Origin of the sequence: Bacillus thuringiensis (assembly GCF_001595725.1) — a bacterium.
Classification (GTDB): Bacteria; Bacillota; Bacilli; order Bacillales; family Bacillaceae_G; genus Bacillus_A; species Bacillus_A thuringiensis_K.
This window is the reverse complement of sequence record NZ_CP014282.1, coordinates 2,764,991-2,778,844: the sequence shown is the minus strand read 5'-3', so window position 1 is coordinate 2,778,844 and position 13,854 is coordinate 2,764,991. Positions and strand designations below refer to the sequence as shown.

Below are 13,854 nucleotides of genomic sequence, written 5' to 3'. Positions count from 1 at the left end.
GTAGATGTGTTAATTGAAATGTGTATTATATGATTCATTTTATATAACTTAAGGTATTTTCTAGTTTTTATTAAGCATATTTCTCATGTTTTGAATGAAAAAGAATACGAAAACAAGGGCTATTTTTGTGGACGATTTCTAAAGTGAAATAACGCAGAAAATATTTTCTGCGTCTCCTCTGAAATGTAATCATTTCTTTTTATATGTGCATAATTTTTCGGCTGTCAAAAAGTATACATTTAATGTACCGTCGGCAACTTTTAAAGTTTGGTCCGATGTAAATGAATTACCATAATCAATGTGATATACATTAGAATTTTTTACAAATGAGCCTTTATATAAATCGTCTTTATTCTTTGTTGTTTGCATTTCTACTAAATTTTGCACAATTTTCTCTTTATTTTTTTTTTTGACAACTGTTTCAAATTTATAATATACAGGACATTCACCTTTTTTATTGTCAACGACTTCCCAAGAACCGTATATATCGTTATTGCTGCATCCACTAAGTAGGATAATTAGTATAGGAATTGTAAGTAGAACCTTTTTCATTTTGTGCTCCTTTCTTTTAAATTTGAATAAACGTGCGAATGCGATAGGGATATTATAATAAATAAAGTTTAAATTTTTTTAAAGAATTATTTAATTTCATATAAAATTTAGGAGAAATTAAATAAGCATGAATCTAGTGTAAAGTCAGATTCATGCTAGTACTATAGCCTATGTTATGTCTTTTTTGAGGATAAATAAAGAGGAAAGCAGAATTACTATTCCATTTAATATATATACGCTTGCGATCATAAAGGCTAACGTACCTGCGCCAAATCCTGCTTTATCGAATATAGAAGCAAATGTTGCGATAGTCAAAAAGATAATGGGAGTCAGTAGTAAAAATATGAAACCTGCCACGATTCTTTTTTTTTTAACTATGTCCAGATAAGGAAATGGCTAAAAAGTTTAGGATGCTAAACAGAACAATTGCAAAGAGCAGGATAATAAATACTTCGATGCCATCAGACATTTTACCACTCCTTTTATAAAGAGTACTTTTTATAATCTATTCGAAATAAAAGGGGGATACTCCTTTAGGTAATTTCAATAAACGTAATAAATAGGCGTATTATAAAACAAAGAAGTATGGATTCAATATTAGATCCATACTTCTTTGTTTATTTTATAAATTCGCAGATTGCGAATGCTGTTTTTCATAATGTTTCTGCTTAGAAAGGGAAATAGAAATAATCAATAATGAAACGACTCCGAAGATGAGAACCATATATTGTAACCCAATTGTATCTAAGAAGAAGCCTGTGCCAAGTAAGACGATTTGGAACATAACCCTCTCAAACATATTACGGAATGAGAAGAGGCGACCGTGATAACTTTTTTCCACTTTCGTTTGGAAAATCGTCGACATAATAGGGAAGAAGCAGCCAACACTAAACCCAAATAAACCAAATGATGTAAGAGCCATCCATTTTATATCGCTAAAGAACAATGACAGATGTGCAAAAGCAGTACAAACTGCGAAGAAATATAGTAATTTTTCAGGTTTGAAATGATCAGATAGACGTTTAATTACAAAGGCACCTAACATAAATGCGACACCTTCAATTGTATATATGAACCCTTTAATCGTAGGATCATGTTGCATTTCGCTAATGTTAATAACCATTAAATTAAACCCAGCTATAAATAATAGAGGGATGATACTTAATATAAGTGCTGTAAAAGCAATAGGAATTCCTTTTAAAATACGAAATACTTCCATAAAGCTATTATCTTTTGCAGCTTGTTTACTTGGTGTTGTTGATTTCTTGTCTTCGAATTGTAGGAAGAAAGTCGAGAGGAATAATAAGGCGTATGCTGCCATTGAGAAGGCATACATGTACTGTAAACTCATCACAACTAAAAGAATTCCACCTAGTGAAGTACCTGCAATACGAGCAATTGTACCAACATTCATATGTACACCGTTCATTTGTAATAACTCATGCTCACGTACGATGAGTGGAATTACAGATTGTAATGCAGGGAAATAAAATGCTGCTGAAATTTGAAGAGCAACCATAAATGCAATCATAAATGCGATACTTTCAAATTGAATAGCAAAAAACATGAAAATAACACTTAAAACTCGACCAAATCCAGCGTAAAGAAGAACTTTTTTCTTTTCATACTGATCGATGACACGGCCAGCCATAGGTCCAACTAGAACACCGGCTAATAGTCCGATAAATAATATAACTGATTTCATGAAATCAGAAGGGACATATTTTTGCATAAATTCAAGGTTGCCAAGAATACCAAGCCATAATCCTAGACCTGCAATAAACTCCCCAATTAGAACAATCCAAACGTTTTTATTACGCCACATAACATAAAACCTCTCCGTCTTTTAAAATGAAAAACTCGTATATAAAACCTCCTTATTTATGTATTATTTTCATACGAACTTTTTTAGAGTCAGAGTATATATTACGTGTTTCATAATTGGATTTCAATCTTTTTGATTTGTCAAAAATTTGATGTGTTAATTGATGAAATAAGTGAATCAAAACGTAAAAAATTTATGATTAAAGCTAATAGAAAGTAAAGGTACATATAAAAAAGCAAGAACGTATAACTACGCCTCGCTTTTCTCAAGTACAAAATTAAATATTAGATTCACTTAGCAACATTTACGCTCTTGTCCAATAGCTAAAGCGCTAAAAGATAGTGGGCCAACAACTTCTGCGCTTGCACCACTAGTAAGGTTTTCTACAGTTAATGAATATTCGTGTGTTCCACATAAGATGATATTTTTCTTAATGCTTTTTGTAATTAAGCAGAATATTCTTCTTTACGTACTTCAAAAAATTCATTACGTCGTAAGTAATTATAAATTTTCTCTGAAACCTCTTCTTCTTCAGACACTAAGAAACGATGATCAAAAGCGTAGAAAGATTGACCTTTAATTAATTTTACGTAATACATATTAAACACCTCCTGACACTAGATTATTACTTGCTTCATATTATAATGGCCTATATGTCTGCTAAAAATACTTGGAGTTTCAAAGGGGATAAGTAAAGGGATAAAAGAGCTTACAATTCTGTAAGGTTTATGTCACCTTTTTCGATAGTTTGTATTTACCAATTTATTCTATAATGCAAATAGGTTACATAAAATAAGGGGGTAAAAAGATGGATGAAATAATTGGAGAAGTTGTAGCTGGTATTTGTGAATTTGTAGTGGAAGTAACAGCAGATGCTATAGGAAGTTTAGTTTCCGGAAATGATGAGGAAAAAGAAACATTATAATAATTTGTAAAAGAATAAAGTTAATCAAATTATAAAGGCTGATTTCTAAAGGGAATTCAGCTTTTTTATTTTTTACATTATATTAACTTAATTTGAATATTCATTTGTTATCATATTTAAGAAGCCTATATAAGGAGGTGAATAAACAAATATGTCGAATTCAGGGCCTGATTTATCTGTTTCTCGTTTGATTGTGGTAAATATAGAGGAAAAAGAATATCATTTTATTGTTCGTGAACATCCGATTGTAGGGAAATTTATTTCGCTATTTGAAAATGGAAAAGAATACGGTTTAATAGATAAACAAATCGCTAATAAAGATAAATTTATTACATCGGAGCTTACTAAGTTAGATTATTTTAATATAGATGTTTTATATCTTACACCTGGGTGGATATGGATTGGTATGGATCAATTCGGTTTACATGCTCGTGAGGCTACTTATAACGAAGTAGATGTTATTATGAAGTTGAAAGAGGATTTATATTATATAGATATATACGAAGAAATAAAAATGTAGTAAATATTTAGTCAGGTTAGGGGGCAAGTTCCCGTAGCCTTTTTTTGTTTAATGGAAGAACGTGTAATCATATTATTTTGATTATAAGGGAACATGATGAGAAGTGAGATGAAAAGAGGATTTGAAAATACATAAAGAGAATTGTAATAATTATATGAGTCGTATATGTAAATAACAATAGAAAGAAGATGATAATATGAGTAAAGAAGAGCTTGTGAAAAAACAGTTTGGCAGTAATGCAGATAAATATGTAAATAGTAAAATACATGCTAAAGGACTGGATTTACAATATGTAGTTCAACAAGTTGAGTCTCGTCATAATAATCGTCTTCTTGATGTTGCTACTGGTGGCGGGCATGTGGCAAATATGTTAGCACCTATGTTTGAAGAAGTAGTTGCACTTGATTTAACAGAACAGATGTTAGAAAAAGCAAAAGTTTTTATAAAGCAGAATGGTCATGAAAATGTATCATTTGTAGCAGGAAATGCAGAAAATTTACCATTTTCAGACCATTTTTTTGATACAATTACATGCCGGATTGCAGCCCATCATTTTACGAGTCCGGCTCAATTTATTTATGAAGTAAATCGTACGTTGGAGGATAATGGATTATTCATCTTAATAGATAATGTTTCGCCAGAAAATAATGAATATGATACATTTTATAATTTTATAGAAAAAAAGCGTGACCCAAGTCATGAACGAGCTCTAAAAAAGACAGAATGGCTTACTTTATTAGAAAAAAACGGTTTGCAAATGCAGTCATGTCTGACTTTTGATAAGAAGTTTGATTTTGACTGGTGGTGTAATATGATGGATGTCCCTGTACAAAAGCGTGAAAAGTTAACAGAATGTATGATGAAAGCACCAAACGAAATGAAGGGATATTTTAATATTCAATTTAAAAATAATAAAGTAGAATCGTTCTATACTGAAATGGCTATGTTTATATGTAAAAAAAGTACAACGTTAAAAAGATAAATGTGTTGCAGTCTTTCTGAAGTACGATATACTTAGTACAGAGAAACTGAGAATTGAGGAATAGTTATAATGATTCGTGTACGCATTGAAGGTACTGAGGAAGAAATGCTTGAATTTATGGGGAAAATGCCAGACATTCCTGGATTTGAAAAGACACATATGAGAGAGCCGAGAAAAGGAAATAACCCGAAATACGATTCAAGTAAAAATGTACTTGCATATTTGTCTTATAAAAAGATTGAAGTCGCCAATAAATAGGCGACTTTTTTAGTTTGCGCTGTTTCACCGCCTTGTCTTTTTCACATAATAATAATAGTAGATTATGCTCAAGAGGGGTGAGAATAGTTAATAAGAAAATTATCTTTTTTGGAGACTTTGGTATTGATGACGCCGTAGCGTTAATTTATGCAAATAAAACATGTAAATTAGATATTCTAGGTATTGTTGCTGAGTACGGGAATGTATCACGAGATATCGTTACGGAAAATGTTTATTTTTTAGAAAGGTATTATGCTACACAAGTGAAAATTATTGAAGGTGCGAGTAGACCGATGACAGCCGAAGAGCCTTTGTTTTTCCCTGAAATCCATGGGGATCACGGTTTAGGTCCTATTATTCCACCTGAGATGAGAATTTGTAAACGAGAAAATTTTTGTGAATTAATCAAATTAATCGAACCTTGTCCAGAAGATATTATAATTGTGGCGACAGGGAGGCTAACGACGCTTGCTACGTTATTTTTATTGTATCCAAATATAATGGATCGTATTTGTTCGTATTATATAATGGGCGGCGCTTTCCTATTTCCAGGTAATGTTACACCAGTATCTGAAGCGAATTTTTATGGTGATCCAATTGCAGCAAATATTGTTATGAAATATGCGAAAAACGCTAGTATATACCCGTTAAATGTAACACAGGGCGCGCTTATTACGCCTGAAATGGCCAATATAATAGATAAAAAAGGAACTGGACAGGCGAAACTCATTAAACCAATGATTGATTTTTATTATGAGAACTTCTATAAAAAAGAATATCCGGGTATTGGTGGAAGTCCTATACACGATTTACTACCGTTTATCTCGTTTATAGATGACAGTATTTTCGAATATAAAAAATCGGCAGTGTGGATTAGTACGACAAATGATGTGACTAGGGGCCAAAGTGTAGCAGACTTTAGAAAAATAGGTGAGCCAACAAGGTTTGATGATCGGCCGATTCAAAGAATTGCTGTTGGTTTTAACTATGCAGCTTTTAAAGAAGAGTTTATGCGAACAATATTGAAGCCAGATTGTCCTTAATGTGTGTAATAACAAGTCGGATAAATCGTTAGTTCAAAAAAAGGTTTAATCTGTGTGTATTATTCTCAAAAATCTTAAAGTTGAACAACATGAATAACTTATGAAAAATGTCACATAACTAATGGTAAGCAATTGTTTCTAATTATATTTTGATTGGTGAAATGTAAAGGAGGTTATTATATGATTTGGTCTTTAATCGTCGGTGGTATATTAGGATGGCTTGCGAGCTTAATTACTGGAAAGGACGTACCTGGTGGTGTAATTGGTAATATTATTGCTGGTATTATCGGTTCTTGGGTTGGTTCGAAATTACTTGGTAGTTTTGGTCCAGTCATTGGCGGATATGCAATTATTCCAGCTTTAATCGGTGCGATTATTTTAATTTTCATCGTAAGCTTCTTATTACGAGCAATGCGAAAATGAATGTAAGGACTGTTTACATTTGTAAGCAGTCCTTTTTATATGTTATGCTAGTATTATACAATCAGGAGGTGTCAGCATTGAAAACATTTACAGTAAATTTCCATCAAGAAGATAATGCTAAAGCGACAACAGTACATAAATTAAGTGAAGAGGACTTTAACAAAGCAACAGAAAAAGGCACTCGTCATCTATTTGATTTAGATACAAACGTTGGATTCTTCGTATTCTTTGACGCAGAAGATGCAGAAGGAAACGATCAATACTTAATGTTACAGTACGAAGGTGATCATGAAGAGCCAACTGCGTGCTACGGATTTGATTTAAAACTATACTATCAATTTTTAGCACTGTACTTAAACGATCTTGAGTTCCAAGGTGAAACAGATGAGGAAGAGGAAGAATACGGTCCAATTCATCATTTAGCGCATTTACTTTATCATATTGTTGAAGATGGTAAAACGGTGGAAGTATAATATACATATTTGAAGCTGCCCTTTTTGGGCAGCTTTTTTATATGACATTGGAATGGTGTACTGTGAGCTAAATAAGTGAAACTTTAATCAGTGGGGGTTTTGTTCATCCCCACTGATTATCAGCCCTCACCAATCGGGCTTTTACGGACAACAGGGCCCCCACCTAACTTCTTTGTTTCCGATGAATTTTGAGGTGGGGATCTTACTGCCCGGCAAATAGCGGGATAAATTAATAATAGAAATGTATTTATTACTTTCATGTTAGCATCGTAAAACACCTGTTATAATGATTGTAATTAAATTCATGGAGGCTAATTCTATGCTTGTAGATGTAAAAGCTTTTATTAAAGCTGCAGGTTTAACATGTATTTCATCATTAAGTGGAGACAATACGTTTGCTTATAATTTTGAAACTGTAAAAAACACTATCGTTATATTTTTTAAGAAGCTAAGATTTACCGTTTAATTTCATTTCAACCAGTAGGAAAAGAATAATTATTTCCTACTGGTTTTTTTCTGTTTCAAGGAGCTGTTGTAACAGCATGTTTTAAGTATATAGATAGAGGATATTATCATTGAGAAGAGAAGGTTTAAATAAGGAGATGAATACGATGATTAACAATATAAATCCAAGTTTTTTAAATTATGGGAAAGTGACGATTTAGAATTAGAAGTCCTTAATCGATATTATACTTCGCATCCGGTTGGTTATCGAAATGAATAAAATACAATAGGGGGTAAAAGTGATGAAGGTATATTGGAAAATAGGTATGATATTCCTCACTTTTACATGCACATTTGCATTAGCAGCATGTAAAGGGACAGACGAAAGAAAGGAAACAAATCTAACCTCGGAAAATAATAAAAATGAACAAAGCAATTCTTCAGAAGAACAGAAAAATCCTGAAGCAAAACCAAGTAATGAAAAAACAACAAACCCATCACCTGAGTCAGATTCGAAAAATAGAACACTTAATCAAAAATCAATTAACCACGTTAAAGATTTGTTTGAACTCGCAAAAGAAGGAAAAGTACCTAATGTACCATTTGGAGCCCATACAGGGGATATTGAAGAAATTGAAAAAGCGTGGGGGAAAGCAAATAAAACCGAACAAGCAGGGAACGGAATGTACGCAACTTTTACAAATAAAAATGTTGTTTTCGGATTTAATAAAGGATCACAAGTTTTTGATGTACGCTCATATCATGCAGAACTAAAATCGATTACATTACAAGAAATTGAAAAAGCATTAGGAAAACCATCTTCAGTTAAAGAGAATGGTGAAGACAAAATATATGTATACAAAGTAAATAACCAGTATGAATTGAAATTTGTCATTCCAAAATCGACTGGTAAGGTAGATCATATTTCCGTATTTTCACCAGAGGATAGTATTAATAAAATGGCAGGATAAGAAATTAAGTGATTTCAAAAACACCTCACTTTCTTTAAGTGAGGTGTTTTTAGTTGTAAATAAGGAACGTCTCCTGTCATATGCGAAATACTTTTAGCATTCATCCAATAAGAAATGTTGATCTACTGAAAAAGTAGTAACCTATAAATTATGTGTAGGATGGTTCACGATTTTTTTACGTTCCAAATTTTGAACAAATAGCGCTTGAACAATACCTCCAATTAATAAGAAACTAGCACAAATATAAAACAGCATACTTCCATTTAACTTACTTAATAAAACTGCACCAATAACTGGTCCACACGTTCGAGATATATCCCAGTGTATACCGTAAATTGAAAAATATAAACCACGTTTATCATGAGGTGCAATTTCTGAAACGAATCGTAATAAATGGTTTAGAGCAATACTTTCTCCAATGACTAAAAAGAGTAAGGTGAAGAACAACGACAATATCGTCGTTGAATAACTAAAGCCAACTGCAGCTATTGTATAGCAGGCGTAAGAAATAAGGATGATTTTCGCCATAGAAAATCGTTCAGACCATTTTACGAGGAAGATTTGTAGAATGATTTCCAAAATGGCTTTGCATATTGAAATAAATGCGAGTATGAATACGAGATTAGTAAATACATGTTCTGCAAAAATACGATAATTCGTCTCAGTTTGGGCATAAAAAAAGCTAATAGGAAGTGTAGAAACCATAAGACCGAATATGGCATAATGTTTAAAAACAAATTGTTTTGGTGAACTTGCCTCAACTGTTTGTTTCGACTTACTTATAGGTGGAACGGTTTCTGGGAGCTGGGTCCAAACAACAACGGCATATATCGTAAGGGTTACACTTTGCACGATAAATAAATATTCTGGGTGAGTATTATAAAAAATTGCACCGATTAAAGGGCCGACTACGGATCCAATTGCTCCCATCGTTTGTAGGAGAGCAAAAATCTCTGCTTGCTGCTCTTGTTTTGTTAAATCAGCAATTTGTGCACGCTGAGCTGGAATGTATAAGGAACGGCCAATACCATTAATGACATATAACAGTGCAAATATAAAAACGGATTGAGCGAAAACAAAACTACCGATTGCAACACCTTGTAGTAATAATCCGAGTAACATAATCTTTTTTCGACCATATTTATCAGTAATTCCTCCAGCAATAAGTGTAAATAAAATGTCTGAAAGTGGCTGTAAGCCGAAAATCAGCATAGTTATTATTACATTGCCGTTTAACATTTTATTGACGTAAATAATCATAATGAGAGCTAACATAGATTCAGTCGTTCGGGTTAATAATTCACCGCACAGTCTAATAAAAATAGGTTTATTGTAACGAAGTAAGAGATAATTCAATATTAATTCCTCCTTTCTATATTGAAATGATAAGATGAAAGGAGAGTTGGAAAAAGGGTAGAAAGAATAGGGAGTATTTTTCACCTTTTAGGGGGATTTTGATGTTTATTTTAGATCAATACATTGAACTATGGATTGCTTATGGAAAAGGAAAAAAAGAGGGAGAACGTTTGGAAGTAACAGTGCAAAATATATCTGAAACTTTATTTTGTACAGAGCGTAATAGTAAATTAATTATAAAAAAATTAGATGATTTAAATTGGATTAAGTGGTTTCCAGGTCGCGGTAGAGGAAATCGTTCTAAGTTAATATTTCAAAAGCACCCGATTTCTTTAATTTTAGATAGAGGAAAAGAAATAACGAAAAAAGGGGATGTGAAAAGCGGAAGCATATTTGTGGAACGCTATAGCTCGCATTTTCCATCGGTAAAGGGAGAATATCACTGCTGGGTGGATTCAATATTTGGTCATAAGGTTGAAATGACATCTGAAGGGAGAAGAGATGTACTCCGGTTGCAAGTACAAATGAATTTAGATATCACATTAGATCCTGTATACGCTACAATGCGCTCAGAATGCCATATGGTAAAACATATATTCGACACACTCGTGTATGTAGACGGTAATACAAACATTATAGAGCCAAGACTTGCATTTCACTGGGAATATAATGACGCTAAAAAAATATGGACGTTTTACTTACGAAAAGGAGTTCACTTTCATAATGGAAAACAACTTACTGCACATGATGTTATATACTCGTTGAATCGATTTATGAAGCTGGAAAATAATGCACACGCATGGATGTTACAACACGTTGAAAGTATCCGTTCAGTGGATGACTACGTTTTCGAAATTCAATTACATACAGAAAATCGAATGTTTTTACATATGCTAAGTGCAGAACAGTGTTCTATCGTGAATGAAGATGAAGCAGGAGGGCTAATTGGAACAGGGCCTTTTCAATTATATAAAAGTAATGAAAATCTGTTCATTTTAGAAGGACATCCTTTATATTTTCGTGAAAGACCTTTTTTAGATCGTGTTGAGTTGTGGAATGTAGAACAAGGTGTAAGTACATACGATGTTTTAGTAAAGGCGCAGTATAAAGATAAAGAAAAACATAATAAAGAATTGTCTCGGCTTGAGTCGAACGTGACATATATAACATGTAATCTTACGAAAGAAGGACCAATGCAAGATGCGTTATTTCGGAAAGCGTTATACAACATCATTCATGGTTATACAATCGTTCAAGAACTCGGCGGAGAACGTGGAGAAGTGGCAAAAAAACTAATATTAGCAGGTGAAAGCATTGTAGAGATTGAGGAAGATGTAGAAAGTTTAATTAAAAGGAGTACTTATCATAATGAAGTGCTACAACTCTACACATTTACAGGACGAGATCATGTTGAAGATGCACAGTGGATACAAAAAGAGTGTGCGAAATACGGGGTTCGTGTAGAAAATAATTTTCTTGATATAGAAGAGCTATTGGAAGTAAGTACGATACAAAAGGCCGATATGATGCATGATAGTGCCACAATTAGTGAACGAATAGAAGATAGTCTATTATATATGTTTCTTACAAAAAATAGTTTTATTCATGGACAAAGCAGCATGGACTTTCATGAAAAGTTGTCTCCTTATTTTAGACAAGAAGAATTAGAGAAAAGAGTTACACTGTTACGCGATATCGAGGATACTTTGTTACGTCAAATTCATATTATTCCTTTATATCGTAATAAACAAGAGGTAAGTACACATGAAAAAGTTCAAAATATAATGATTAATTCACAAGGTTGGATTGATTTTTATAATATTTGGTTTAAGTCTTGATATATAAGGGCTTTTGCACATTTTCATAAGGTGTGTAAGAGCCTTTTTTGTATGTAGGAATAGGTTTGTTTTACACATTGTTACGCTACTTGTGATAAAAGTTTATTTACAACGTAACAGTGTTATGTTACATTGTTATCAGGAAGGAGTGTTGTACAGTTGAGTACAGATTTAATTTCAAAAAAAGATTTATTAGAACTAACTGGTATTTCATACGGACAGTTATATAGGTGGAAAAGAAAAAATTTAATTCCGGAAGATTGGTTTGTACGAAAATCAACGTTTACAGGTCAAGAGACATTTTTTCCGAAAGAAAAGATATTAGAGCGTATCGATAAAATCCAAACGATGAAAGAGGATTTATCACTTGATGAACTAGCGAACATGTTTTCGCCGAGTGTGAGAGAAATTCTTTTAACAAAGGAAGACATTTTATGCAAGGGGATTGCATCAGAACCAGTTTTACAATTTTTCATAGAACAAACGAATAAAACAGCAGAGTTTCAATTTGTAGACATTCTTTATGTGTACATGTTAGAAGAATTACTACAATCAGGAGAGATTAGTTTAGAAGAAGGAAAAATGGTCTTGCAAGTTTTACGTGAAAATTATGAAGCAATTAAACATAAAACTTGTGATTTAATCATTGTCCGAAAGTTAGGGATTTCTACATGTTTATTAGTTTCAAACGTGGACGATTTAATTTTTGAAAAAGGCACCAAAATCGTTTTACGCGAAGCGATTATGAAATATACCGAAGCATTAAAAACTAAATTGTTGTAGTGGAGGAGAAAGTATGCGTACAGATAATTTGATTATAAATGGTTACGGTTCATCGAATGGTGGCGAGTTTCATAAAGTGCAATTAAACGGAAAAGGAACTGTGAATGGAAATGTTGAATGTGAGCAATTTGAATGTAACGGTTACGGTGCAGTTACTGGCGATTTGAAAAGTAGCAGTGCACGAATTAGCGGATCTGGTAAAGTTGATGGCACAGTTCAAGCTGAAACGATGCGAATTGATGGAAAAGCAACAATTACGCAAAATGTAAAAGCAAACAGTTTGAAAATTGCAGGAAAAGGTACAATAGGTGGAAATGTCACTGGTGAAGAATTTAAAGTCAATGGTCAAGCTACAATTGACGGTAATTGTGAAGTGGATACTTTTTCTTCAGAAGGACAATTTACAATCGGTGGTTTATTAAGCGCAGATGAAATTAATATAAATATTCACGGTACATGTCGAGCGAAAGAAATTGGTGGTCAAACGATTAAAGTAAGACATAGATCAGGTACATTTAGTAGACTATTTAAAACAGTGTTTGGCTTGCAGTTAGAAGCTGAACTATTAGAAGGTGACAATATCGATATTGATTATGCTCACATAAGAACGGTAAGAGGAAACAATGTTACAGTAGGAGCAAACTGTGAGATTGAACTGATTGAATATACTGGTGTTCTTACTGTTGATAAAAATGCAAATGTAAAAGAAATTAAGCAGGTTTAACGGAAGGGAGAAATCAGTATGGAACATCCACATAGTCTCACAGTAAATGGTTCTGGTAATTCAGCAGGCGGAGATTATAATAAAGTGAAGATTCGCGGTGAAGGAACAATTACGAATGATATGAGTTGCAATGAGTTTAAAACGTACGGAACGAGTGATGTACGTGGTAATGTAAAAGTGAAAAACTATGTCGTGTATGGAGATAACGAAGTACAAGGAAATGTAGATGCGGAATATGTAAAAGTATATGGTAATACACAAATTCATGGTGATGCTCATATTGAAAAAACAAAAGTTAGAGGTATGATAGATATTGAAGGAAAGTTTTCAGGTGATTTCGTAGATGTAAAAGGTGCTTTAAATGTAAAGGGAGATATTGAAGTAGAAGATTTATCATTAACTGGTGGTCTTGAAAGTGATGGATTACTTAATGCTGAAAATATTCAAATCTCACTTCGTTATGAAGGCAGTAAGGTAAGAGAAATTGGTGGTAAAAAAATTACCGTTCGTAAAAAAGCGAGATTTATTCCTTTTACTAGTCATGCTGGAAACCTCCAAACTTCGATTGTTGAAGGAGATGATATCTATTTAGAACATACGATTGCTGAAGTTGTAAGAGGCAACAACGTCACAATTGGTCCTGGATGTGAAATTAGTGTTGTAGAATATCATACTAGTTTTAATCAAAAAGGTAATGCAGTCGTAAAAGAACATAAACAAATATAAGTAGTATGAGG

At 32.9% G+C, this 13,854-nt stretch carries 16 protein-coding genes and 2 pseudogenes; 12 read left to right on the top strand and 6 right to left on the bottom strand.

What is annotated here, in order from left to right; genetic code table 11:
- Positions 1 to 189 precede the first annotated feature (189 nt).
- From AXW78_RS14005 to AXW78_RS32295, 5 genes and pseudogenes are all read right to left on the bottom strand, one after another.
- Positions 190 to 552 carry a hypothetical protein gene (locus AXW78_RS14005; RefSeq protein WP_061884287.1) on the bottom strand — a complete coding sequence of 121 codons (363 nt, stop codon included), beginning with the start codon at positions 550 to 552 and terminating at the stop codon, positions 190 to 192.
- 168 nt (positions 553 to 720) lie between these two features.
- Positions 721 to 1,021: pseudogene (locus AXW78_RS33855) on the bottom strand (hypothetical protein).
- Between the two features lie 153 nt (positions 1,022 to 1,174).
- Complete coding sequence (locus AXW78_RS14000; RefSeq protein ID WP_000269261.1) at positions 1,175 to 2,377, bottom strand: MFS transporter; 1,203 nt, start codon at positions 2,375 to 2,377, stop codon at positions 1,175 to 1,177.
- A 294-nt stretch (positions 2,378 to 2,671) separates the two neighbouring features.
- Positions 2,672 to 2,788 (bottom strand): annotated as a pseudogene (gene exsC, locus AXW78_RS35725) (exosporium protein ExsC); the annotation flags it as partial.
- A 35-nt stretch (positions 2,789 to 2,823) separates the two neighbouring features.
- Positions 2,824 to 2,976: a YqbF domain-containing protein gene (locus AXW78_RS32295; protein WP_000291905.1), complete on the bottom strand. Its 153-nt coding sequence runs from the start codon at positions 2,974 to 2,976 to the stop codon at positions 2,824 to 2,826.
- A 477-nt stretch (positions 2,977 to 3,453) separates the two neighbouring features.
- Between AXW78_RS32295 and AXW78_RS13990 the strand changes: the two genes are divergently transcribed.
- The 8 genes from AXW78_RS13990 to AXW78_RS13955 all read left to right on the top strand — a co-directional run bounded on the left by AXW78_RS13990 (position 3,454) and on the right by AXW78_RS13955 (position 8,416).
- Positions 3,454 to 3,822 carry a hypothetical protein gene (locus tag AXW78_RS13990; protein ID WP_000071478.1) on the top strand — a complete coding sequence of 123 codons (369 nt, stop codon included), beginning with the start codon at positions 3,454 to 3,456 and terminating at the stop codon, positions 3,820 to 3,822.
- A gap of 196 nt (positions 3,823 to 4,018) precedes the next feature.
- Positions 4,019 to 4,804, top strand: coding sequence for a class I SAM-dependent methyltransferase (locus tag AXW78_RS13985; RefSeq protein ID WP_000031308.1), 786 nt, complete (start codon positions 4,019 to 4,021; stop codon positions 4,802 to 4,804).
- Positions 4,805 to 4,873: 69 nt separating this feature from the next.
- Complete coding sequence (locus AXW78_RS13980) at positions 4,874 to 5,062, top strand: DUF3970 family protein (protein ID WP_000621885.1); 189 nt, start codon at positions 4,874 to 4,876, stop codon at positions 5,060 to 5,062.
- 77 nt (positions 5,063 to 5,139) lie between these two features.
- The gene (locus AXW78_RS13975) at positions 5,140 to 6,105 is read left to right on the top strand and encodes a nucleoside hydrolase (protein WP_061884286.1); all 966 of its coding nucleotides are present in this window, start codon (positions 5,140 to 5,142) and stop codon (positions 6,103 to 6,105) included.
- A 180-nt stretch (positions 6,106 to 6,285) separates the two neighbouring features.
- Positions 6,286 to 6,528: a GlsB/YeaQ/YmgE family stress response membrane protein gene (locus tag AXW78_RS13970; RefSeq protein WP_000638306.1), complete on the top strand. Its 243-nt coding sequence runs from the start codon at positions 6,286 to 6,288 to the stop codon at positions 6,526 to 6,528.
- Between the two features lie 77 nt (positions 6,529 to 6,605).
- A complete protein-coding gene (locus AXW78_RS13965) occupies positions 6,606 to 7,001 on the top strand; it encodes a hypothetical protein (protein ID WP_000847589.1) in 396 nt (131 codons plus the stop codon).
- 319 nt (positions 7,002 to 7,320) lie between these two features.
- Complete coding sequence (locus tag AXW78_RS13960) at positions 7,321 to 7,467, top strand: hypothetical protein (RefSeq protein ID WP_000959549.1); 147 nt, start codon at positions 7,321 to 7,323, stop codon at positions 7,465 to 7,467.
- Positions 7,468 to 7,747: 280 nt separating this feature from the next.
- Complete coding sequence (locus AXW78_RS13955) at positions 7,748 to 8,416, top strand: YjgB family protein (protein ID WP_046945972.1); 669 nt, start codon at positions 7,748 to 7,750, stop codon at positions 8,414 to 8,416.
- Positions 8,417 to 8,557: 141 nt separating this feature from the next.
- Here AXW78_RS13955 and AXW78_RS13950 read toward each other — a convergent pair whose 3' ends face one another.
- Positions 8,558 to 9,772 (bottom strand): MDR family MFS transporter, encoded by a 1,215-nt coding sequence (locus tag AXW78_RS13950; protein WP_001108460.1) that lies wholly within the window; start codon positions 9,770 to 9,772, stop codon positions 8,558 to 8,560.
- A 101-nt stretch (positions 9,773 to 9,873) separates the two neighbouring features.
- Between AXW78_RS13950 and AXW78_RS13945 the strand changes: the two genes are divergently transcribed.
- From AXW78_RS13945 to AXW78_RS13930, 4 genes are all read left to right on the top strand, one after another.
- Positions 9,874 to 11,610 carry an ABC transporter substrate-binding protein gene (locus tag AXW78_RS13945; protein WP_046945971.1) on the top strand — a complete coding sequence of 579 codons (1,737 nt, stop codon included), beginning with the start codon at positions 9,874 to 9,876 and terminating at the stop codon, positions 11,608 to 11,610.
- Positions 11,611 to 11,769: 159 nt separating this feature from the next.
- Complete coding sequence (locus AXW78_RS13940) at positions 11,770 to 12,393, top strand: YhbD family protein (protein ID WP_000102239.1); 624 nt, start codon at positions 11,770 to 11,772, stop codon at positions 12,391 to 12,393.
- Positions 12,394 to 12,406: 13 nt separating this feature from the next.
- Positions 12,407 to 13,117 carry a bactofilin family protein gene (locus AXW78_RS13935; RefSeq protein ID WP_001258385.1) on the top strand — a complete coding sequence of 237 codons (711 nt, stop codon included), beginning with the start codon at positions 12,407 to 12,409 and terminating at the stop codon, positions 13,115 to 13,117.
- An 18-nt stretch (positions 13,118 to 13,135) separates the two neighbouring features.
- Positions 13,136 to 13,843: a polymer-forming cytoskeletal protein gene (locus tag AXW78_RS13930; protein ID WP_000400908.1), complete on the top strand. Its 708-nt coding sequence runs from the start codon at positions 13,136 to 13,138 to the stop codon at positions 13,841 to 13,843.
- The last annotated feature ends 11 nt before the right edge of the window (positions 13,844 to 13,854 follow it).

What these genes read in the sequence shown, in the direction of transcription:
- AXW78_RS13935 (WP_001258385.1), top strand. Translation starts at nt 12,407, where the DNA reads ATGCGTACAGATAATTTGATTATAAATGGTTACGGTTCATCGAATGGT.
- AXW78_RS13945 (WP_046945971.1), top strand. Translation starts at nt 9,874, where the DNA reads ATGTTTATTTTAGATCAATACATTGAACTATGGATTGCTTATGGAAAA.
- AXW78_RS13955 (WP_046945972.1), top strand. Translation starts at nt 7,748, where the DNA reads ATGAAGGTATATTGGAAAATAGGTATGATATTCCTCACTTTTACATGC.
- AXW78_RS13960 (WP_000959549.1), top strand. Translation starts at nt 7,321, where the DNA reads ATGCTTGTAGATGTAAAAGCTTTTATTAAAGCTGCAGGTTTAACATGT.
- AXW78_RS13990 (WP_000071478.1), top strand. Translation starts at nt 3,454, where the DNA reads ATGTCGAATTCAGGGCCTGATTTATCTGTTTCTCGTTTGATTGTGGTA.
- AXW78_RS14000 (WP_000269261.1), bottom strand. Translation starts at nt 2,377, where the DNA reads ATGTGGCGTAATAAAAACGTTTGGATTGTTCTAATTGGGGAGTTTATT.
- AXW78_RS14005 (WP_061884287.1), bottom strand. Translation starts at nt 552, where the DNA reads ATGAAAAAGGTTCTACTTACAATTCCTATACTAATTATCCTACTTAGT.
- AXW78_RS32295 (WP_000291905.1), bottom strand. Translation starts at nt 2,976, where the DNA reads ATGTATTACGTAAAATTAATTAAAGGTCAATCTTTCTACGCTTTTGAT.
- AXW78_RS13970 (WP_000638306.1), top strand. Translation starts at nt 6,286, where the DNA reads ATGATTTGGTCTTTAATCGTCGGTGGTATATTAGGATGGCTTGCGAGC.
- AXW78_RS13985 (WP_000031308.1), top strand. Translation starts at nt 4,019, where the DNA reads ATGAGTAAAGAAGAGCTTGTGAAAAAACAGTTTGGCAGTAATGCAGAT.
- AXW78_RS13980 (WP_000621885.1), top strand. Translation starts at nt 4,874, where the DNA reads ATGATTCGTGTACGCATTGAAGGTACTGAGGAAGAAATGCTTGAATTT.
- AXW78_RS13930 (WP_000400908.1), top strand. Translation starts at nt 13,136, where the DNA reads ATGGAACATCCACATAGTCTCACAGTAAATGGTTCTGGTAATTCAGCA.